Source organism: Paraburkholderia sp. FW306-02-B (genome assembly GCF_058782725.1).
The window spans coordinates 3,129,495-3,151,047 of sequence record NZ_JBYSXZ010000002.1 but is presented as its reverse complement, the minus strand read 5'-3'; the positions used below and the strand labels follow the sequence as shown (position 1 = coordinate 3,151,047).

Here is a 21,553-nt window from a genome sequence, read left to right as displayed (position 1 = left end):
GTCCGCAACTAGCTAGCTAGTCAGGCCGCACGCCGGCCTTCGCTCCATCTCGGCGCGAAGGCCGCGTATGCCGCCAGAACCGCCGCGCTCGCATAGGTCACTAACCCGATGCCGGCAACGCACCACAACGCAATCGACACGCGCGGCGCCAGAATCGTCGCCGCGCCTGCCATCGCAACGCCGAGCAGGCCACCTGCCTGCCGCAACGCATTCAATACGCCCGAAGCCACGCCGGCCAACTCGCCCGGCACTTGTTCCAGCACCGTCGAAATCATCGGCGGGACCGACAAGGCCGTGCCGCCGCCGAATACCGCCATCGCCGCATACGTGACGACCCACGGCGCGCGCCATTCCAGACTCATTGCCATCACCGGCACGGCAACGGCGGCGAGTGCGAGTCCGGTCGTCATGAACTGCGTGGCAGTGAAACGCCCGTGCAACTTACCCACTAGTACGTTGCCCAGCGACAGGCTGCCGGCAAGCGGCAACAACGTGAGACCGATCTGCCGCGCGTTGAAACCGAACTCGCCGTGCAGATAGAGGCTCAGCATAAACAGCAAACCGAAGTAGCCGACGTAGACAAGCGTGCCCATCACGTTCATCGCGACGAACAGGCGGTTGCTGAACCACGCGACCGGCACCATCGGATCATGTGCGCGGCGCTCGACGGCAACCAGCGTCAACGTTGCCAGCACCGCGAGCAGCGCGGCGCTCCACACTTCGGGCGCGGCGATACCGCGCGACGGCAATTCGATCGCCGCGAAGCAGAGCGCGCCCAGCGCGACGATGCTGGTCAACTGGCCGCCCCAGTCGAAGCGGCGGCCGACGCTGCGCACCGAGTGGCGAACCACGATCCACGCGCCGGCGAACGCAACCAGGCCGGTCGGCACGTTGATCAGAAACGCACTGCGCCAGCCGAACCCTTCCACGAGGATGCCGCCGAGCACCGGCCCGACCGCCGCCGCCACCGATGCGATCCCTGCCCACACCGCGATTGCGCGGCCACGTTCGACGGGGTCGTCGAAGGTACTGCGCACGATCGCCAGCGACGCCGGCAGGAACAGCGCCGCGCCGCTGCCTTGCACGAAGCGCGCGGCCACCAGCGCACCGACGTTCGGCGCCAGCCCGCAAGCCGCCGACGCCGCGACGAACAGCGCCAGGCCCCACAAATACACCGCCTTCGCGCCGAAACGGTCGGACGCGATGCCGCCCGCGAGGATCAGCGCGGCGAAGCTCAGCGTGTACGCATCGACGATCCACGCGAGGCCACCCACGGACGCGCCCAAGGTGGCGTGCATCGCCGGCAAGGCGACGTTGACGATGGTGGTGTCGAGCACGGCCATGAACATGCCGCTCGCGACCAGTGCCAGCGTCAGGCGCGGCCGCTTCGCGGGCCGTGTCTCGTCGGCATGCGCTAACGGTGGCCGTTCAACAGTGCATTCGGTCATCAAGCGTTCCTCTGGCTAAATCGGCAATTGGGTAGATCGGCGAAGTGTAGTCACGCGCCCGTCTGCAATAAAGCAGTGATTTCGCATCCGTCTGATGCAAAATTGCATCACGGAGGAACCGACCGATGATGAACTGGGACAATGCCCGATTTTTTCTCGCAGTGGCGCGCGCCGGCACTTTGCGTGGCGCGGCGCTGCGCCTCGATGTCGATCAGGCGACGGTCGGCCGCCGGATCGCCGCGCTCGAAGAAGCCCTCTCGGCGACGCTGTTTCTGCGCACGCCCGCCATGTATGTACTGACGCCCGCGGGCGAAGCGCTGCTTGGGCCAGCCGAGTCGATGGAACAGGCAGCGTTGTCGATCGAACGGCGGATCGCCGGGCTCGACGATCAGCTGGCCGGCACGATCCGCGTCGCCACTACCGATTCGCTCGGCAAACGCTTTGTGGTGCCGGCTATCGCCAAGGTGCGCAGCGCGCATCCAGGCATCGAGATCGTCTGCGTGACGTCCGCACAGATCACCAATCTGACCAGGCGCGAAGCGGACGTGGCGATCCGCACGCTGCGGCCCGATTCTCCGGATCTGATCGCGCGCAAGCTGGGACAGCTGGAAGTCGGCATCTACGCGTCGCGTGAGTATGTGGCGGCACGTGGCGAGCCGCAGGAGGGCGATGCGTTCGACGGTCACGATCTGGTGATGTATCAGCAGCCGGTCTCTCCGTCGCTATGGGCGCCGCTGTGCGGCGAACCGACTTCGCGCGGACGTCTCGTGTTCCAGACGCAATCGACCGCGATGCTGTTCGAGGCGGCCATCGCCGGTTTCGGTATCGCCGAGCTGCCGTGCTTCCGCGCGGATCATGAGCCGGAACTGGTGCGCGTCATGCCGCATCGAACCGAGCCGTTCGATGTGTGGCTGGTCGCGCATGCGGATCTGTACAAGACGGCGCGGATGCAGGTGCTGATTGCGGCGGTGGCCGAGGAATTCGCGGACGCGCGTTAATGGTCAATGCGATGCCGTGTCGAACCCGTATTCGCGCTGCGCATCGAGCACCGGCCAAGCCGGCGGATCGGCCAGCGGTGGCGCGCTCGCGCACACGAGCGTGCCGCGCGCATGCAAACTTATGCACATCGAATTATTTAAATTCCACACAAGCCCGCAAGCAATTTTTTACGAATAAATTTCCACCTTTTCTATGCGAGGATAAAACGCCAACGTTCACGTATGCGCGATAGCTATCGATCCGCATACACGCTGAAGCGCGCCGGACACGCCGGCCGTGCGCGCTTTGCACCTCGCAAGGAAACACCGTCGTGAAATTGTCCTCGCGCCTTGGCGCCGCTGTGCTTTTTCTCCACAGCCTCGTTCCGCTCAGCGCGCTCGCGCAATCTCAACTGACCTACACCACCTCCTGGATCGGCAACAGCTTCGGCTTTGGCGATGGCAAATGGATGCAGCAGGACATCCAGGCGATCAGCGTCGGCGCGGACGGCACCGTCTACACCAATGCACCGTGGGACGAAAGCGGCAGCGAGATCGCCGCGTATCGCGCGGGCGACAAGCTCGCGGTCGCCGGCTCGACGCACGGCTGGGGCAACACCGGCGGCGATGCGGTCGCGACGAACCATACCTACCTGTACGCCGCGATGTCGATCGGCAACGAGAACAACGGACTGGTCGGCGCGGACTATCCGCCGGCCAACCAGAAGTGGTTCGGCCTCACGCGCCGCACGCTCGCCAATCTCGCGACCGGCGCGCCGTTCAGCGGCGGCATCGGCAACAGTGCGAATGCGACGAAGAACAGTTTTCTGCTGCTCAACGCCGTGACGACCGGCACCGATGCGGGCGTTCGCGGCATGGCCGCCACCGATAGCGAACTGTATGTCGCGGATACGTCCAACAGCCGGATCCTCGTGTTCGACGCGAACTCGATGCAGCGTTTGCGCTCGTGGAATGTGCCGTCGCCGGGACGCATCGCGGTGGATACGGATTCGACGCTGTGGGTGATGAGCGGCGTCTCGACCGGAAGCCTGAGCATCCTGCACTACGCCGCCAACGGCACCGCACTGTGCGGCACGCTGGCCTTGCCCGCCGGCACGGTGCCGACCGACATCGCGGTCACGCCGTCAGGGCAAATCCTTGTCGCCGACAATGGACCGACGCAGCAGATCCTCGTCTTCAACAAGGACGCCAACGGTCAGCCGCAAGCCGCCGCGCCGATCGGCACGCGCAATGGTATTTTCCACGTGACCAAGGGTGTGCCGGGCAACTGGCGCTTCAATGGCATCACGGGCATCGGTGTCGATCCGGCCGGCAATCTGTACGTCGCGCAAAACGGCGAAGGTCCGCGACCGCTCGGCTCGGCATCGGTCGGTCAAGGTGCGGTGCTCGAGAGCTACGTCTTCAGCACGCACGCTTTCAACTGGCGTCTGTACGGACTGGTCTTTGTCGATAGCGCCGCCTTCGATCCCGCGACGCCGAATTCGGTCTACACCGGCTCGAAGCGCTTCACGCTCGATTACAGTCAGCCGGTCGGGCACGAGTGGTCGTATGCGGGCTTTACGCTCGACCGTTTCGATTATCCCGACGACCCGGCCTTCCACCAGCCGCGCGGCGTGCGTGGCGAGCCGATGGTGCGGCAAATCAACGGTCAGCGGTATCTCTACACGCTCGATCCGGGCGCGCATTATCTGAACGTGTATCGCTTCGACGCCGCGCACGGCGAAGTGGCGATTCCGTCCGGCTTGCTGGCGCAAAATCCGCTTCCCGGCACCTGGCCGAGCGGACAACCCACGTATGGCGAATGGCTGTGGCGCGACAGCAATGGCAACGGCACCGTCGACGCCAGCGAGATCACCGGCAATCCGTCTACCGGCAGCACGGTCGGCAACGGCTTCTGGTGGGTCGATACGCCCGGCAACGTATGGCTCTCCACGCCGACGAGCGGCATCCGCGAGATGCCGTTGCAAGGTCTGGATTCGGCCGGCAACCCGATCTACACCTACGCGAGTTCGAAGATGTTCGCGATGCCGCAACCGTTCACGCGGATCGCGCGGATCGTCTACATTGCGGAAACCGACACAATGTACATATCCGGTTTCACGAGCGCGATTCCGTGGGATTCGACGCACTGGAAGGAGGCCGGCCCGGTGCTCGCGCGTTACGACAACTGGAGCTCGGGCACGCCGACGCAGCAATACACGATCTCGCTGCCGTGGAATACGCAGAGCAATCCGCAGACGACGACGGTGGGTGTCGCGGTGGCGGGCAATTACGTCTTCGTCGCGGAGCTGTACACCGCGAAGGTGGACGTCTACGACGCGCGCACCGGCCAGGCGGTCGGCTATATGACGCCGGGCGCGAGTGTCGGCAATACCACCGGCTGGGTCGATGTGTATCTCGGCATCAGCGCGGTGCAGCGCGGCAATGGCGAATACGTCGTGCTGCTGGAAGACGACGCGCGCGCGAAAATCCTGATGTATCGATGGACGCCTTAACGTGGATCGCGCTCGGTCCCTTCACGAATGGACGGCAGCACACGATCGGTATATAACAACGTGAAAGGATGGCTTGTTCACCGGTGCTTCACTAGGAGAGATGTTTCATCATGACGCAAGACGAAACGCCTAAGCCGCCCACAGACGATAAGCCCGACCTGGAACACCTCGATGCAGCGCTCACGCATGTGGAACGGCAAGTATCGTCGGGCAGCATTGCTTCGGGTGCTGCAAAGGGCATTCTGTACAGCCTGATCGAAACGCTCGGCGCGCTCGTCGGCGATCCCGATTTACCAGAGCATGCTCGTTCGGGTTACGAAGGCCTGCTGGAAACTGCTCGCGAGATGCGCGCAAGGCTCGAGCACTGAAAGCGGTGGCTCGCCGTCCGCGGGCGGCGTGGTTTGCATCGGCGTGAGCGTCGATGCGGACCGTGCATTGGCCGCCGCATTTCGGCGGCGCGGTTCTCTGTGATAAAAAGGTGCACTGTTTTCTTCAGTGCACCTTTTTTATGCTCTCCACGTCCGCTATCGCGTTGCTGGCCGTCGGCATTGTCGTCGTGCTGATTACGCCGGGCCCCACCAATACGCTGCTCGCCGCAGCGGGTTTGCGCCAGGGCGTGCAACGCTCGTTGCCGTTGATCTCCGCCGAACTGGCCGGCTATCTCGTGTCGATTTCCGTTTGGGGACGTTTTCTCGCGCAAGCGGCGCATGCACTGCCGTGGTTGCCGTCGCTGCTGCGCGTGGCGAGCGGCGTGTACATCGCGTATCTCGCCGTCGATATGTGGCGCGCGGCAGTGGCGTTACCCGTATCGGCTCAGCGTGCGAGCGGTATGCGCACGTTATTCGTCGCGACGCTGCTCAATCCGAAAGGCTTGTTGTTCGCCGGCACGATCTTTCCCGCGGTCGCGTTTGCGCGTGCGCCGGCATATGCCTTTTCGATGTTAATGTTCGCGTGCCTGTTAGTGCCGATTGCACTGGCGTGGATCGCGTTCGGCGCCGCGCTCGGCAGCGGCAAACTCACGTGGGTGAACCCGGTGAAGATACAGCGCGGCGCGTCGATCGTGCTGGGCGTGTTTTCGTTGTCGCTCGCGTGGGCAGGGCTTCATTGAGCGCGCGTGATGTAACACGTTCACGCTACCACGCCGCTGTCGGCGCTCAACGCTTCGAGCCATTCCGGCGGCGCGGAGGTGATTTCCAGTTGCGGCGTGCCGTGCCAATCCGCGCAACGCTGCAACGCGCGGTGCAGATCGCCCGCAAGACGCGCGCTCAGGCGCACGCCGGGTTCGATGTGCAGCGATTTCAGTTCGAACACGCCGTGGGTCCGATGCGCCTTGGCATCCACGCGGCCGACCAGACGGCCGCGGCTCAACAGCGGTAGAACGAAGTAACCATATTTGCGTTTCGCCGCGGGCGTATAGCATTCGATCGCGTAGTCGAAGTCGAATAGCGCGGCGGCGCGCTTGCGGTCCCACACGACCGGATCGAACGGCGAGAGCACCGTGGTGACGCTCGAAGCGAGTTTGCCATTGGCCGCATCGTCGATCATCGACGCGAATTCGTGGTGGACGAAGGTGTCCTGTTTCCAGCCTTCCACTTGTACGGGAGTCAGCTCGCCCCGATCGGCGAGCGCATGCAGTTTGTCGCGATACGGACGGCGCGGCAGCCGGTAGTAATCGGCGACCCAATCGGCACGCGCGACGCCGAGCGCGCGGCAGGTGCGGCGCAACACTTCCCAGGTGACGGTTTCCGCCGGCGGCAGATCGCGTGCATCGTCCCAGTCCGGCAGCACGCGCTCGGTCAGATCGTAGACACGGTGAAAATTGCGCCGCTCGGCCACCATCAATTGCCCGATCGCGAACAGCACTTCCAGGTGGCGCTTCTCCGGCTTCCAGTCCCACCAGCCGTTGCTCTTGCCCGCTTCGCGAGCGAAATCCGCTGAGCGCACCGGGCCAGCCGCACGAATATGCGCGAGCAGGCGCTCGATGTCCTTGCGATGCTTCTTGTGCCACTCGGCCGCGTATTTCCAGCCCATGCCGCTCGGATCGAGCATGCGGTGGCGCAGCAGACCGTAGTCTTCGGTCGGCACGAAACAGGCTTCGTGCGACCAGTACTCAAACAGTTTGCCTTCAGCGAGGTGCTCGTCGAGCCACTGCTGCGGATACGCGCCGAGCCGGCTGAACAGCACAAGGTAAGGGCTGCGCGCGACGACGTGGATCGTGTCGATCTGCAATTGCGCCATGCGGCGAATCGCGTCGAGCACATCGGCTTTAACGGCCTTGCGGCGCGGCGGCGTCAGCAAACCTTGCGCGGCCAGATGCAGGGTACGGGCGGCGGATAGCGGAAGAGTCTTCACGCGAGTGTCGGTCAGTGAGTGACTGCGTTGAGGAGCGGACGCGAGGTCCGGCGCCAGGATCGGCAGTCGCTACTTTAGCGTGAATACGGCAGACGAATCGGTGTAGGGCGCGACGCCGGCGCGGGCGCAACTGGGTGGCGTAACCGGACCCGACAGAACCAGGCGCGCGGAAACGTTGGATGAGACCTTATCAATCGCGTCCGTGGCGCCGTTCCCAGCCGCGGTGCCGGCCGTGGTCATGCCGGCGGTAGCCGTCGCGGTAATCGCGGTAATAGTCGGCGCGATAACCGTAACCATAGCCATAGGCCGGCTGGACGGGCGCATAAACGACCGGCGGGGGCGGCGCATAGACCACGGGCGGCGCGGCATACACGGGACCCGGCGTATTGATGAACACGCCGACATCCACCCTGGCCGAGGCGGCGGTCGATGCGCAGGCGGCGGCAAGGCCGAAGGCGGCGAAAACGGTCACGCGTTTGATCATGCTTGTCTCCTGGTTCGAACGGGTCAGCCATTCGCTGTCGAATGGCTGACATCAATATTACGAAACAGTAAGCATGTCAGGTGCAACCAGTTGAAGTCGTGTGTAACGGCAGATTACCCGCCGACCGGTTTCGAACCGGGCGGCGGATCGGGGTGCGGGCCGGGAAGCCAGCCGAAACGCGAGCCGATTCAGGCGCCCAAGGCGACCGCTTCGCCCGCCGACACCGCCAGAAGCTGATGGATCTGCGAGACCACCGCCGCGCCTTCCCCGACCGCCGCGGCGACCCGTTTGGTCGACCCGGCGCGCGCATCGCCGATCGCGTACACGCCTTCGACAGTCGTGCCGAGATCGCAGGTCGAGGTGCCGTCGGCGCTGGTGCCGGTCAGCACGAAGCCCTTGGCGTCGAGTTCCACGCCGCAGGTGCGCAGCCAGTCGGTATTCGGGTCCGCGCCGGTAAAGAGGAACAGATGGCGCGTGTCGAAATGATCGGTGCCGTCGGGCAGTGGCTTCTTCAATGCCACCGACGCGAGGCCGCTTTCGTCCGCGTCGAGCCTGCCGATCTCCGAGTTCGGATGCACGAACACATTCGGCAGCGAGCGGATGCGGTCGATCAGATAGCGCGACATGGTGGCTTCAAAGCCGCTCCGGCGGATCAGCACATGGACTTTGGCCGCGTGCGTCGCCAGATAGACAATCGCCTGGCCCGCCGAGTTGCCGCCGCCCACCAGCACGATCTCCGCGCGCTTGCACAGCTTGGCTTCGACCGGGGACGCCCAGTAATAGACGCCGCGCCCGTCGAGGCGGTCGAGGCCTTCGAGCTCGGGGCGCCGGTACACCGCACCGCTCGCAATCACGATCGCGCGCGCGGAGATGTGGCCGCCGCACTTGAGTTCCAGCCGATGCGGCGACTCCGCGCAATGCAGCGCCTTGACGTGGACCGGAATCGCGACATGCGCGCCGAATTTCTGCGCCTGCACGAATGCGCGGCCCGCCAGTGCCTGGCCAGAGATGCCGGTCGGAAAGCCAAGATAGTTTTCGATTCGCGAACTGGCGCCCGCCTGGCCGCCCGGCGCGCGGCTGTCGAGCACGATCACCTGCAATCCTTCGGACGCCGCATACACCGCGGTGGCGAGGCCTGCGGGGCCGGCGCCGACGATCGCGACGTCGTACACAACCGAATCGTCGAGATCGGGCAGCAAGCCGAGACAGCTGGCGAGTTCCGGCATGCTCGGATGGCGCAGTACCGAGCCGTCGGGGCAGATGACCAGCGGCAGGTCTTCTTTTTGCGCGGCGAACTGTTCGATCAGACGCAGCGCGTCTTCGTCGCGCTCGTCGATCACCGAATGAGGATGGCCGTTGCGCGACAGGAAGCCTTGCAACAAAACGAGCCGCGAGTCGGTGCTGTTGCCGATCAGAATCGGGCCGCCGGCGCCTTTTTCGATCAGCGCGACGCGGCGCAGGATCAGCGCTCGCATGATGCGCTCGCCAAGTTCGGCTTCGGCGACGATCAGCGCGCGCAGCTTGACCGGCGGGATCAGCAACGCATCGACCGGACCGAGCGCCATGCCGTTGACCAGCGCGGGCCGTCCTGACAGTTGACCGACTTCGGCGAGAAATTGCCCTGCGCCGTGTTCGGCGATCAAGACTTCACGTCCGATGCCGTCGCGCTGATACACCTTCACCTGCCCGTTCAGCACCACGAACATGCCGGGGCCGGTGCGGCCGGTCTCGAACAGCAGATCGCCGGCTTCCCAATGGTGTTCTTCGCCGAACCGGCGCAGGCGCTTGATTTCCTCTGACGTAAGCTCCGGAAACATCTGGTGCTTGCGCGTCGCGAGCGACGAAAACGGCGCATCGGCGACTACTGCTTGTTGCCCTTCAGCTTCATGAGTCGAAAGCATTGAACCGCTCCTTCTGTCTTCATCCTGATTATTCGACGGCGAAGCGGCGCGGGCGCGCGATGGCGCTAATGCGGGTGCGCGCTGCGCTACACGGCCTTCGGCGCGATATGGTCGACCGCCACGTCCGGCGGCGGCGTATCGGGCAGCGCTTCCACCGCCTTGCCCGAGTCGCGCCAGGCTTCCATGCCGCCGCGCAGCGGCAGCACATCGGCGAAGCCGGCTTCGTTCATCTGCTTGGCCATCCATGCCGCGGAAATCTCATTCGGGCACGAACAGTAAATCACCACCTTCTGATCGCGCGGGTACTTCGCGACGATCTCGTCGAGCTGCCGCTCGTCGGCGAATAGCGAGCCCGGAATCACGAACGGATCGAGCTTACGCTTTTCCTGCGAACGGATATCGAACAGCACCGGCGTGCGGCCGGCCGCGACCAGGTCCGCCAGCTCGTCGACTTCGATTCGCGCGGACGCAAGCTTCGAAATCAGTTGGCGCCGGCGCATCCAGCGATAACCGGCGTACAACAGCAGCAAAGCGACGGCTACCAGCGCGGCCGTACGGCCGAGGCGCCCGGCGGCGGCGAACAGCATGTCGATCTGCTTCGCGAACAGCGCGCCGATGATCAGGCCCGTACCGGACCACAAAGCGGCGCCGATGCTGTCATACGTGAGGAACGTGCGGTAGCGCGTGCCCATCGCGCCGGCCATCGGAATCGACACGATCGACAGGCCCGGGACGAACTTTGCCACGGCCAGCACGCGCACGCCCCAACGTCCGAAAAATCGTTCTGTCTTTTTCACGCAAGTGTCGCGCGACAGCGAAAGACGGCAGATCGCCTTCAGCGTGTTGCCGCCGTATAGACGCCCGGCGAGATACCACGCGCTGTCGCCGATCAGCGTGGCGAATATCGACAGCACGAGCACGGGCATCAATTGCGTGCCCACCGAGCCGGGATGCATCGCGGCCATCGCGCCGAACAGGACGAGCGACGGCATTGCCGGAACTGGCAGCCCCAGGGAGGCGGCCAGCACATTGGCGAAAATGAGTGCCGGCCCGTATTGCTCGACGAGATCATGTAGCATCGGCTTACATCCGCAGCCCTTTCAGGAGCGGAATAGGTGGGGGAAACAATGGAGAATGCAAGGATTATGGACGCATTTTCAATACGTGCAAACGCCCAGCAAAGATGCCCGTTATTCGGGTGCGGCAAGCGCTTATGCGGCGCGCTGATTGCCCGTCCGGCCGGACGTCCGCCGATTAAAAAGAGTATTAAAAAGGTGACTAACTTGAGGCTAGGCTTGCTCGGCGCGCGTGTGCAGCGGCATTGAAAGCCAGTCACGAAAGCGAATTAAAAGCAGCGAATTAAAAGTGCGCGTGGGACAGATCGAAATGAATTGAAGCGCGCGGCGGCGCGTGGCCACCCGGCACCCGCGAGACAGCGCGATGCCGGGTGCTCAGCGTTATTGACGATGATTGTGTTGTTCGCCCGGCAACTCCGCGCCATGCGCGCGAATCGCCGCAATCAGTTCCGCAGGCGTGATTTCGTAGCGCACTTCGCGGTGAATGCCTGGCTTGCGCTCATCGACTTCGATCAGAAGAATGCCTTTGCCGTCTTCTGTCGATTCGAGGCGCAGCGAGCGGAGTTCGCGCGCCGTTGCGTCGTCGTATTCGGTGAGCAGGGCCATTGACCCGGAGGACCCGGTAGTGCGCATCGAGCTTGTCCTTGTTCCGTTGTAGATCGAACCATTGTACGGGCAGGATGGAGCGCCGTCTGTCGCGCCGCGCTCACATCGGGGCATCCGCCCGTTCATTCAACTGCCTGCGGGGTGCCGCCCTGCGCGCCCTCTTGTTGCCCGGTGTCGCGCGGTGCGTGCTGCGCCGTGCGACTATGACAGCCAGTTTAACGCGACTCTTCGCAACGGCGGACGCATTTTTCGTGCCCCGTGGCGGTGCAATCCTTCTTCCTGGCTGTCATGTTGCTGACGCGCGCTTCGGTTAGCCAGTTTGCGGACTTGTTTTGACTTATCGCGGCGATCCTGGCGGCTCGTTCAGGCTAGCCAGCTCACCCAGGTCGAGCGCGCGTAACGGCGCGTCGGCGGCGAGGAAAAACTCGTCGAGCTGAGGCGGGGCGGCGGTGGTGCCGCTCAACATCGCATGCGCCTGGCCGCGATGATGGATCTGATGGACGAAAACATGCGGCAATACGTTGCCGGTCTTTTCGTGCTGCACGCCGACAGCCGGGCCGCGGTCGATCCGCACGTCGCGTTGTAAAGCATCGTCGGTCAGCGATTCGCAGAAGGCCAGCAGTTGCCGGTCGCTCTCTACTTGTGCATCCCACAGGTCGGCCGCGCGCGGATAGGGCAATTCGTTGTCGAAAATGGTGAGCCCTTTACCGCCGTCGACCAGCGCATCGAAGTAATACCGATCGACCAGAAGAATGTGATTCAACGTGAGCTGCAACGACGGAAAGAAACTCACCCTGCGCTCGGCGAAGGCCTCATCGGTCAACGTGAGACAGGCGCGGTACAGGCGCAGATTCGACCACGCATTGTTGTGCGCCATGGCGGTGTAGTGCGAAGAGAGCGGATTGATGTGCGGCGCGTCGGAAGCGGTCACGTCAGTCTCCGGTGACGGTGGATCGTGTTGCTTGCGTCTCGCCAGGCGTGGTGGCAAACGCGGGCAAATGCAGGGGCAGCCTGCTTAGCGTAGCATCGCTTTGCGCCGGGCGCGCCATCCGTGCCGCGCGGTGCCGGGTTATAGCAACGCACCAAACCCCCGCCGATTGCTCCCGTATTCCCTCACCGTTCGCATGGTTGCCTCGATCGACGGCTATGCTCAGCCGCGAGCACGGCCTCAAAGATCGCCACCCGGAAAAGCTACCAGCAAACAACGGGCAAAAAAACGGGCAAAAAATAGCCCGTCCAGAAAAAAGACGGGCCGCTAAACGCCGTTGTTACTCAGGTCAGCCGGCCCACACAATCCACTGGGCGCTGACGGTTCCATCCTGGTGTGTCAATACCGGGCTGTCGAGGTGGGAGTAACGCCGATCTATCAGATTAATGTCGTGTCTATCAGATCGATGTCGCTTCTTCCTGCTCGATATCGCGTGCAATTGCGTGTGCAGCACGGCGCGTGACTTCGTGTGCCTCTGCGTGTGCCCGATCGTGGGCGGCGGCCTGGCGCTTCGGCGTGGCCGCGCGCCGCGCGGGCGTTGCGTCGGCGACAGTGAAGAGGCGCACCGCTTCGTCCAGCACGTCGGCCTGTTCCGCGAGACGTTGCGCCGTGGCGGCCGCCTGCTCGACCAGCGTGGCGTTCTGCTGCGTGGCGCCGTCCAGATGCGAGACCGCCTGATTCACCTGGCGAATCCCTTCGGCCTGCTCGCTGCTGGCATTCGCCACTTCGACGATGATCGACGACACGCGGCTCACCGCCTCATCGATCACCCGCATCTGCGAGGTTGTGCGTGCAACCAGTTCGGTGCCCAGCGCAACTTCGGTTGCACTTGCCTCGACCACCGATTTGATTTCCTTCGACGACGCCGCGCAACGTTGCGCCAGCATGCGCACCTCGCCGGCGACGACCGCGAACGAGCGGCCCGCTTCGCCCGCGCGCGCCGCTTCGACAGCGGCATTCAGCGCGAGGATGTTGGTCTGGAACGCGATGCCGTCGATCACGCCGGTGATGTCAGCAATGCGCTTCGACGCGGCCGTAATGCCGGCCATAGTCTGCTCGACCTGGCCTGCGATCTTGCCGCCGACCGCCGCCGCCGCTTGCGCGTCTTTCGCCAGGTCGAGCGCGCGCACGCTGGCCTCGGCATTGGCCTGCACCGTGGTGGTCAGTTCTTCCATGGTGGCGGCGGTTTCTTCGAGCGACGCAGCCTGCAATTCCGTGCGGCGCGCGAGATCGACATTGCCGCTGGAAATTTCGCGCGCGTTGTCGAGCATGCCGGTGATCTGCGCGCGCACGTCGTAGACGATCGCCGCGAGATTCGCCTTCAATTGATTCAATGCCTGCAGCACGTCGCCGAGGTCGTCGTGACGCGCGATCACCAGATCGGCGGTCAGGTCGCCGGCGGCGAGGCGGGTTGCGAAGCCGGACATCTCACGGATCGGCTCGGCGAGTTGCCGCTTCAGTATCTGCCACGACGCGATGCTGAACGCCGTGGTGACGGCGAACGCGATCCAGAACGGCGCCGGTGGCGTGCCGCTCCAGGCGGCGAAGCCGGTAAGCAGCAGCGCCAGCGGTGTGATCGCATAGCCGATCGCCGCGCGCGTCGCGACGGGCAGGCGCATCAATGCTTGCAAACGGCCGGGCACGCCGGTGCGTACCACCACGCCGCGGCGCAACCTGAACGCGCGCGATTTGCCCGTGCGGATGCGCGCATACAGCGCTTCGGCGGCGCGCACCGCGTCGCGTTCCGGTTTCACGCGCACGCTCAGATAGCCGACCACCGCACCTTTCTCGACCACCGGCGTGACCTTCGCGTGCACCCAGTAGTGGTCGCCGGTCTTGCGGCGGTTTTTGACGAGCGCGGTCCATGGACGGCCGTCGCGGACGGTTGTCCACATGTCGGCGAAGGCTTCGCGCGGCATGTCCGGATGACGGATCAGGTTGTGCGGCTGGCCGATCAGTTCATCGCGCGTAAAGCCCGAGACGGCGATGAACGCCGGATTGCAATACTGGATGCGGCCGGTCAGATCGGTCGCGGAAACAAGCATCTGCGACGAAGGGAATTCGTATTCGTGCCCGGTGACGGGCTGATTGTTGCGCATGGCTTTCCTTGCTTGGGGCGGACGCGCGTCCGCGCGGTCCTTACGTCTATGCAAGGATTAACGGCATTGACCCTGCACTCTTGAGGGTTTCCCAGTAAACCACTCAGGTTTATGCCGCGCTGAGCCGTTATTGCAGGGTTGCTTTATGCGTGCCGAGTACTCGTGGAAACGAGTGCCGGATGCGTTTCGCCGCAGCGGATCAGCCTGGCCGCTTCGCGATGAAATCGATCTCGACCAGCGCCTCGCGCGCCAGCGCGGTGACGCCAATGCAGGTCCTCGCAGGCAGCGCGTCCGCGGGGAAGTAGGTGCGGTAAGTGTCGTTCATCGCCGCGTAGTCGCGCTTGAACTCGGTCAGAAAGATGCGTGTGGCGACCACGTGTTGCAGGCCCAGGCCGACGCCTTGCAAGACGAGAATCAGGTTGTCCATCACGCGCTGCGTTTGCGCGACGACGCCGTCGGGTAACGGCGCGGCATCGTCGGTGGGCGAGGTCGGCATCTGGCCGGTCAGGAACAGCCAGCCGTCGGCTTCGGTGGCATGCGAGAACGGTCCGACCGGTGTCGGGGCGTTGGGAATCATCCAGAAGGCGGGCGTTGGGCTCATGGGCGTGGCGGTGGGCGGGTTTGCGGGGCAAGCCTCTAACCTAACTGAACAAAAGTCTCGCTGTTGCTGTCGCCATCACGCGCCTCCGGTTGAGCAACCTGGAAGTGCATTGCTTTTGCCTTCCTTCGTAATCTCAGCGGGCAACGCCATAGACAGTTGACTGAATTGGTTTTCAGGCGGCTGCCGTTGTGCGATTGAGCAGAGTCGAGCGTACCTCCTGGGATGTTTGCAATGCGGACTAGCTAGTCCCACAAGGAATATCCTTCGCGGTAACCTCCGCGGTCGAGAAGCGATACGTACCTTTGCCGGCTTCCTTTGCGTCGTACAACGCCGCGTCGGCGCGCTTCATCAATCGTTCGAAGGACTCACCGCTCACCGCGAACGCGATGCCGATGCTGGTGCCGATGCTTACTGCATCGCCTGTTGATAGCCAATACGGCCTGGCGATTTGGCGGATAACGCGTTGAGCGAGTGCGACGGCGCCGGAAGAGGTTGCGTTCTCGAAGACGACGGCGAACTCATCGCCGCCAAGTCGCGCCACCAACTCCTTATGTTGAAGCAACTCTCTCAATCGGTCTGCAACGGTTACCAGTACCTCGTCTCCGGCATGATGACCGAACCTGTCGTTGACCTGTTTGAAGCCGTCCAGGTCGAGACACATCACCGCCACTGAAGCTTCGCGTTTCGCCGCGCAACGGCAGAGAATCCCTTCAATCTCGGCGCGCAGTTCGCGGCGATTGGGAAGGCCCGTGAGCGGGTCGTGACGCGCCAGATAGAGGATTTTCGCTTCGGACTCCCGGCGCTCCGTGACGTCTTCAATAATGATGACAGCGCTTCCATCAGGTACCGGGTTTCGGGTCATCTCGAGCTGGCGGCCGTCGTTGAGTTCCATGTCGAAGGGACTCCCTTCATTTGATAGCCATACGGCGCACTGCTCGACAAGTTGCCTTCTGAGCGTTTCTCCAAACTTCGCCAGTCCCACGTGGCCGATAAACTCAGGGAGCGGGACGTTGAGCTTCAGCATTTCGACCGTCGCACCGAACAGCTCTGCGGTTCGGCGGTTGGCAATAATCACCTTGCCGGCGCTATCAATCGTGCATAGCCCGTGAGGCATATGGGCCAATGCGGCGTCGAATCTGGCTGCAAGTTCAGCATGCCGCTGTTCCGCCGTCATCAGGGCAACGAGTACCTCGTAGTGTCTCCGGACAACCGAAGCCATTGCGGCGATGTACATGAGGAGCGGCGGCACGAGAATCCACGACCCGCTGCGAGGTGCGAGCAGCGCACCCAGACCAATGGGACATGCGCCCAGGCAAATCTGTGCGATGGCCAGACGGGGCAACGCTGCATTTCTCGACGCTATACCGCCAAGAATTCCGGCGGTTACCATGACGGCGAGTGAGGCTAACTCCGCATCCGGGGACATGACACACGCCATCGTCCCGATGCCGAACAGGAAGCAGGCCAGCAGCGAAATCGGAGCGTAGTGCATTGCCCACGGACCGGGATGAGCCGCTTCTGTCCGGTTGCGCACGACGTAAGCACGCGCGATGCCGAGCCGTGCGGCGAGGAGGCATAGATCCGCTACCAGCCATAGAGCCGCCCACGTCTGATGCAGACGGAGGAGGGCAACGAACGCAACAAATGCACTGGCGAGGCCCGACAGGAGCAGTGGCCGCGTATGCTCAAACAAAGTAGATAGCAGTGACGACCGGATGGCGGCTGCAACCTGTCCGTGACCCGACGACGGCGTCGCAAGAATTGAATTGAGGATGGACGTCCTGCCTGACATGGTGTGACCGCGCAGTGAAGGTTAGTTTCCGGGCCGCGTCAATTGACGGCGGCTCTCTGCGTTTACGGCGGAAGCGGCTGTTTTCTTGATGAGCGTAGATACTGACTTAACATGCCAGGCCAATTCATCCGATAAATGAGCGATCGGTCGGCTCCTATATTTCTGGTCGACTGTAACGTGCTGTCCGCCATTAACCTGTTCACCGGGCACGGGCCGCAGGGGTGCCTTCGCGAAATAATCGGCACCGTTGTTCCGCCATTTGGCACACCTATCGCAAGGCAGACGGACGGAACTACCATGGCGCGCCCCCGGCGCGCATCAAACAAACCTCACGTGCCGCATCGCAAATGTTGGCCGCGGGCTTTGCGGCAACAACGCCCGCAGCCTATCGGGCAATCAAACCAACCCGGTCATGTAATACACCGAGATCACGAAGAACACCGCCAGCGTCTTGATTACCGTCACCGCGAAGATGTCGCGATACGACTGGCGGTGCGTCAATCCCGTCACCGCCAGCAGCGTGATCACCGCGCCGTTATGCGGCAGCGTGTCCATGCCGCCGCTCGCCATCGCGACGACCCGGTGCAACACTTCCATCGGGATATGCGCGGCTTCCGCGCCCTTGATGAACACGTCGGACATGGCCGCGAGCGCGATACTCATGCCGCCCGATGCCGAACCCGTAATGCCCGCCAGCGAGCTCACCGAAACGGCCGCATTGACGAGTGGATTCGGAATGCTCTTCAACGCATCGCTGACCACCAGAAAGCCGGGCAATGCGGCGATCACACCGCCGAAGCCATACTCCGATGCGGTATTCAACGAGGCCAGTAGCGCGCCCGCCACCGCAGCCTTGGTGCCGATCGCAAAACGCTCGCGCACGCGGCCGAACGCCGTCACCACGACCATCACGACACCGAGCAGCAACGCGCCTTCGACGGCCCAGATTGCAACCACGCTCTTGATCGTCGTCGTGACCGGTGCATGGACGCCCGGCAGGATGTCCGGTGCGACCGTATAAGACGCGCCGTACCAATTGGGAATCCAGCGGGTCAGCAGGAAGTTCGCCACGCCGACCAGAATGAGCGGCGCGACCGCCAGCAGCGGATGCGGCAGTTGCTTCGATTCGACGCGCTCCGGTTCGTTGACGAGATCGGTACCGTAACCTTCGCCGGTCGCCATTGCGGCACGGCGGCGCCATTCCAGATAGGTCAGCCCAACCACGATGATGAACAGCGAGCCGATCACGCCGAGCGTCGGCGCGGCCCACGACGTCGTCTTGAAGAACGTGGTCGGGATGATGTTCTGGATCTGCGGCGTGCCCGGCAGCGAATCCATCGTGAACGAGAACGCGCCGAGTGCGATCGCGCCAGGCATCAGGCGCTTCGGAATATTGCTCTGGCGGTACAGCTCGGCCGCGAACGGATACACGGCGAACACCACGACGAACAGCGACACGCCGCCATAGGTGAGCAGCGCGCACACCGCGACGATCACCGCATTGGCGCGCGAGCGGCCGATATAGCGAATCGCCGCGGCCACGATCGACTCCGAGAAACCGGACAATTCGATGACCTTGCCAAACACCGCGCCCAACAGAAACACCGGGAAGTAGAGCTTCACGAAGCCGACCATCTTCTCCATGAAGATGCCGGAGAACACCGGTGCGACGGCGGCGGGTTCGGTCAGAAGCACCGCGCCGAGCGCGGCGATCGGGGCGAAAAGAATGACGCTGTAGCCGCGATAGGCGGCAAACATCAGAAACGCCAGTGCGGCGAGGACGATGACAAAGGACATTGAGTCTCCGAAGCTTGGTTGTTCTACGTGTACGCCGTCCCGAGGGTACGACGGCCCGGCGCCCGCAAACGCAGGTTTCGTGCCACGCGCACCACAGCGGCCCGCTGATCGATTCCGCAGACCAAAGCTCGAAACGTGATGCGGCCGATTGTACCCAAACGTCTCTAAAGCTGGACGCAAAATAAGCTGACCTGGGTAAACTCCTTATGTGGTGGGATTGCTGGCGATCTCTCTGTTGAGATAAGCTTGTCTACCAAACGAGACAAGCACAAATAAAACGATAGCCGGAGACAGCGACACCATGATGAACGACTGGGCGGGTCTGCCCGCCACCTACGGCGACGTGCTGCGCCGGGCGATGGACTCGCTCTTCCGTACTTTCGAAAATTTCAGCGAAGGCACTTTCATTGTCGATGCCGACGCACGCGTCGTGTGGATCAACAAGCGCTATGCGGCGCGTTTCGGCTTTTCGGATCCGCAGCAGGCCATCGGCCGCGACTGCGAAGCGGTGATTCCCAACAGCCTGATGCGCGAGGTCGTGAAGACCGGCAAGCCGATTTTGCTCGACATCCTCGAAACGGACCGCGAGCCGCTCGTCGTCACGCGGCTGCCGCTGAAAGACGATGCGGGCGAAACGGTCGGCGCGGTCGGCTTCGCGTTGTTCGATGAACTGAAAGCGCTGACCCCGATCTTTTCCCACTATTCGCGGGTGCAGGAGGAGTTGATTGCGACGCGTCAGTCGCTGGCGCAGGCGCGGCGGGCCAAATACACATTCGGCAGTTTTGTCGGCACCAGCGCGGCCAGTCTCGAAGTGAAGCGCCAGGCGCGCCGGGCGGCGCAGGTCGACTCGCCGGTGCTTCTGCTCGGCGAAACCGGCACTGGCAAGGAACTGCTGGCGCACGCGATCCACGCCGGATCGGCGCGGGCGAATCAGCCGCTCGTCACCGTCAACGTCGCGGCGATTCCCGATACCTTGCTCGAAGTCGAATTCTTCGGCGCGGCGCCCGGCGCGTACACCGGCGCCGATCGCAAGGGCCGCGTCGGCAAGTTCGAACTCGCGAATGGCGGCACGCTGTTTCTCGACGAAATCGGCGACATGCCGCTGCCCTTGCAAGGCAAGCTGCTGCGTGTGCTGCAGGACAAGGAGTTCGAACCGCTCGGCTCCAACCGGATCGTGCGTGCGGACGTGCGGATCATTGCCGCGACCTCGGCCGATTTGCCGGCGCTGGTCGCGGCCGGGCGCTTTCGCGCGGACCTGTTCTACCGTCTGAACGTGCTGACGATCCAGGCGCCGGCGTTGCGCGAGCGTCTGTCCGATATCGAAGCGCTTGCCTACGCGATGCTCGAGGATCTGTCGACGCAAGCGCGCGGCGTCAGTCACTACGAATTGCAGGACGACGCATTGCGGCTGCTGTGTTCGTACGGATGGCCCGGCAATGTGCGGGAATTGCGCAATACGCTGGAGCGCGCCGTGATGCTGTCCGATAGCGAGCGCATCGACGCGCGCGCGTTGGCGCCGTTCATCGGTCCGCTGCATGCGGCCTCGCGCCGGCCGCGCGAGCTCGATATGACGACTGGGGCGCGTGCCTCGGCTGAAACGGCCGCTGCGCCCGAACGGCCATTGTGGAGCGATGCCATGGCGGCGTTCGAGAAACGCTTCCTGAGCGACGCATTGCACGCCAATGGCGGGCGCGTGATCGAGACGGCGGCGCAGATCGGCATGGGCCGCGCGACGCTTTACAAGAAGATCGCGGCTTACGGCATCGAGGTGTGAAGACATCGACTGACGCGGCGCAATTCGCGCGTGGCACAATCGCGTGATTGAAAAACAAGAAGCGATCGGGGTTTCAATGAAACGCAGTCTTTCCTCTTTTGCGCGCCGGGCTTGCGCGGCGCTGGCCGTCGCCGGAATCGCCGTGCTGAGCGGTTGCAGCAGCAGCGCGCCGCTGTTTCTCCCGGACGGCCGCGCCACTATACTGGTCCAATGCCCGGCTGGCTCCGACTCCTGCGTGCAACAGGCGCGCGCGAGTTGCGGCAGCGCTTTCGACGTGGTGCGCCAGTCCACCGACAGCGGCACGCTCAGCCTGATTTACGCCTGCCGGGCGAAATAACAACGCGCCAGCCCGCGGCTGGCGCGGTTTGGGTTACCCCTTCCTCTATTTAGAGCACGCCAGTCGGCCCGCGACGGCGGGCGTCTCCATTCTGGTGTGCGCCGACTTAAGCTCGACCTGAGCCATTCAGCCGGCCGGTGTCTGTCGATAAGCACATTGTCGTCATAAAAATCTGTATCTAATGCGTATTGGCTGATGGTCTGTGATGCGCAACGGATTTTAATGAACGCTTTCGCATTATTTCTTTCGCCGCCCCCGCCAGAATTGAAGGCACTCGGGTTTTTCGAAAAGCCAAGTCGGTGCGGCATCTAACGGAACGCGAATATTAGTCGCAGTATCCTCGTCCTGGCGACTTGCAGATTAATGCGATACGCATGTTTGCCGATTGGGGTCGGCAGAATGAGTGGTTAAGAAAGATTTTCCGTCTCGAACAATACTGTGGCTCGATTGCGGCACGTTTTATGCTAAGCAATTTTTTGATTTGGCTTTCCGGGGAAAGAAATGAATCACCACCAACTCGAAAAAGATATTGAACATCTTGAGCACGTCATCTCGCACATTTCCGCCGAAGATCGCATCCCGCTGTCATATTGGCGCAACCGGATCGATTCGGTGTCTGGCGCGGCGCTGGTGCCGGCGCAGGCTTCCCGCGTGAAACGGCTCAATGCTGCGCTGCTGGCATTGGAGGCACGACAGAAAGCCTGACCGCGAGCGGTAATGGTAGTGGATGACCGCATGCGGGCTCTGATCGGGTAACATTTTTCGCAAAATAACGGAACATGGCGCGCCAACGCAAAACGGCGTG

The 21,553-nt window shown here is 63.2% G+C and carries 18 protein-coding genes; 7 read left to right on the top strand and 11 right to left on the bottom strand.

Annotated elements, in window-relative coordinates:
• Positions 1-20 precede the first annotated feature (20 nt).
• Positions 21-1,448 (bottom strand): MFS transporter, encoded by a 1,428-nt coding sequence (locus AC3WOG_RS35400; RefSeq protein WP_492582354.1) that lies wholly within the window; start codon positions 1,446-1,448, stop codon positions 21-23.
• Positions 1,449-1,576: 128 nt separating this feature from the next.
• On the opposite strand from AC3WOG_RS35400, the gene AC3WOG_RS35395 reads away from it, so the two are divergent.
• The 4 genes from AC3WOG_RS35395 (at position 1,577) to AC3WOG_RS35380 (ending at position 6,049) form a co-directional block, all read left to right on the top strand.
• Positions 1,577-2,446: a LysR family transcriptional regulator gene (locus AC3WOG_RS35395; RefSeq protein ID WP_492582557.1), complete on the top strand. Its 870-nt coding sequence runs from the start codon at positions 1,577-1,579 to the stop codon at positions 2,444-2,446.
• 311 nt (positions 2,447-2,757) lie between these two features.
• Entirely contained in the window at positions 2,758-4,941 is a 2,184-nt protein-coding gene (locus tag AC3WOG_RS35390; RefSeq protein ID WP_492582353.1) for an NHL repeat-containing protein, read from the top strand.
• Positions 4,942-5,051: 110 nt separating this feature from the next.
• On the top strand, positions 5,052-5,309 hold the full coding sequence (locus AC3WOG_RS35385) for a hypothetical protein (RefSeq protein ID WP_341317246.1): 258 nt from the start codon (positions 5,052-5,054) through the stop codon (positions 5,307-5,309).
• A 140-nt stretch (positions 5,310-5,449) separates the two neighbouring features.
• Positions 5,450-6,049 carry a LysE family translocator gene (locus AC3WOG_RS35380; RefSeq protein ID WP_492582352.1) on the top strand — a complete coding sequence of 200 codons (600 nt, stop codon included), beginning with the start codon at positions 5,450-5,452 and terminating at the stop codon, positions 6,047-6,049.
• Between the two features lie 20 nt (positions 6,050-6,069).
• Here the strand turns inward: AC3WOG_RS35380 and AC3WOG_RS35375 are convergent, their stop codons facing one another.
• From AC3WOG_RS35375 to AC3WOG_RS35330, 10 genes are all read right to left on the bottom strand, one after another.
• Positions 6,070-7,293: a winged helix-turn-helix domain-containing protein gene (locus AC3WOG_RS35375; RefSeq protein ID WP_492582351.1), complete on the bottom strand. Its 1,224-nt coding sequence runs from the start codon at positions 7,291-7,293 to the stop codon at positions 6,070-6,072.
• A 190-nt stretch (positions 7,294-7,483) separates the two neighbouring features.
• The gene (locus AC3WOG_RS35370; protein ID WP_492582350.1) at positions 7,484-7,777 is read right to left on the bottom strand and encodes a hypothetical protein; all 294 of its coding nucleotides are present in this window, start codon (positions 7,775-7,777) and stop codon (positions 7,484-7,486) included.
• Between the two features lie 188 nt (positions 7,778-7,965).
• Positions 7,966-9,678, bottom strand: a complete 1,713-nt coding sequence (locus tag AC3WOG_RS35365) for an FAD-dependent oxidoreductase (protein ID WP_492582349.1) — start codon at positions 9,676-9,678, stop codon at positions 7,966-7,968.
• Between the two features lie 86 nt (positions 9,679-9,764).
• The gene (locus AC3WOG_RS35360) at positions 9,765-10,757 is read right to left on the bottom strand and encodes a DedA family protein/thiosulfate sulfurtransferase GlpE (RefSeq protein WP_492582348.1); all 993 of its coding nucleotides are present in this window, start codon (positions 10,755-10,757) and stop codon (positions 9,765-9,767) included.
• A gap of 378 nt (positions 10,758-11,135) precedes the next feature.
• Entirely contained in the window at positions 11,136-11,387 is a 252-nt protein-coding gene (locus tag AC3WOG_RS35355) for a hypothetical protein (RefSeq protein WP_007178686.1), read from the bottom strand.
• Positions 11,388-11,697: 310 nt separating this feature from the next.
• Positions 11,698-12,291 carry a DinB family protein gene (locus AC3WOG_RS35350; protein WP_492582347.1) on the bottom strand — a complete coding sequence of 198 codons (594 nt, stop codon included), beginning with the start codon at positions 12,289-12,291 and terminating at the stop codon, positions 11,698-11,700.
• A 455-nt stretch (positions 12,292-12,746) separates the two neighbouring features.
• The gene (locus AC3WOG_RS35345; RefSeq protein ID WP_492582346.1) at positions 12,747-14,447 is read right to left on the bottom strand and encodes a methyl-accepting chemotaxis protein; all 1,701 of its coding nucleotides are present in this window, start codon (positions 14,445-14,447) and stop codon (positions 12,747-12,749) included.
• Between the two features lie 199 nt (positions 14,448-14,646).
• Positions 14,647-15,048 carry a RidA family protein gene (locus tag AC3WOG_RS35340; RefSeq protein WP_492582345.1) on the bottom strand — a complete coding sequence of 134 codons (402 nt, stop codon included), beginning with the start codon at positions 15,046-15,048 and terminating at the stop codon, positions 14,647-14,649.
• 238 nt (positions 15,049-15,286) lie between these two features.
• Positions 15,287-16,840 carry a diguanylate cyclase domain-containing protein gene (locus AC3WOG_RS35335; RefSeq protein ID WP_492582344.1) on the bottom strand — a complete coding sequence of 518 codons (1,554 nt, stop codon included), beginning with the start codon at positions 16,838-16,840 and terminating at the stop codon, positions 15,287-15,289.
• A gap of 396 nt (positions 16,841-17,236) precedes the next feature.
• Entirely contained in the window at positions 17,237-18,637 is a 1,401-nt protein-coding gene (locus AC3WOG_RS35330; RefSeq protein WP_492582343.1) for a GntP family permease, read from the bottom strand.
• Positions 18,638-18,938: 301 nt separating this feature from the next.
• Between AC3WOG_RS35330 and AC3WOG_RS35325 the strand changes: the two genes are divergently transcribed.
• The 3 genes from AC3WOG_RS35325 (at position 18,939) to AC3WOG_RS35315 (ending at position 21,453) form a co-directional block, all read left to right on the top strand.
• The gene (locus tag AC3WOG_RS35325; RefSeq protein WP_492582342.1) at positions 18,939-20,411 is read left to right on the top strand and encodes a sigma-54 interaction domain-containing protein; all 1,473 of its coding nucleotides are present in this window, start codon (positions 18,939-18,941) and stop codon (positions 20,409-20,411) included.
• A gap of 76 nt (positions 20,412-20,487) precedes the next feature.
• Positions 20,488-20,748, top strand: coding sequence for a YgdI/YgdR family lipoprotein (locus AC3WOG_RS35320; RefSeq protein ID WP_492582341.1), 261 nt, complete (start codon positions 20,488-20,490; stop codon positions 20,746-20,748).
• 501 nt (positions 20,749-21,249) lie between these two features.
• Positions 21,250-21,453, top strand: coding sequence for a hypothetical protein (locus AC3WOG_RS35315; protein WP_341317234.1), 204 nt, complete (start codon positions 21,250-21,252; stop codon positions 21,451-21,453).
• Positions 21,454-21,553: the final 100 nt, after the last annotated feature.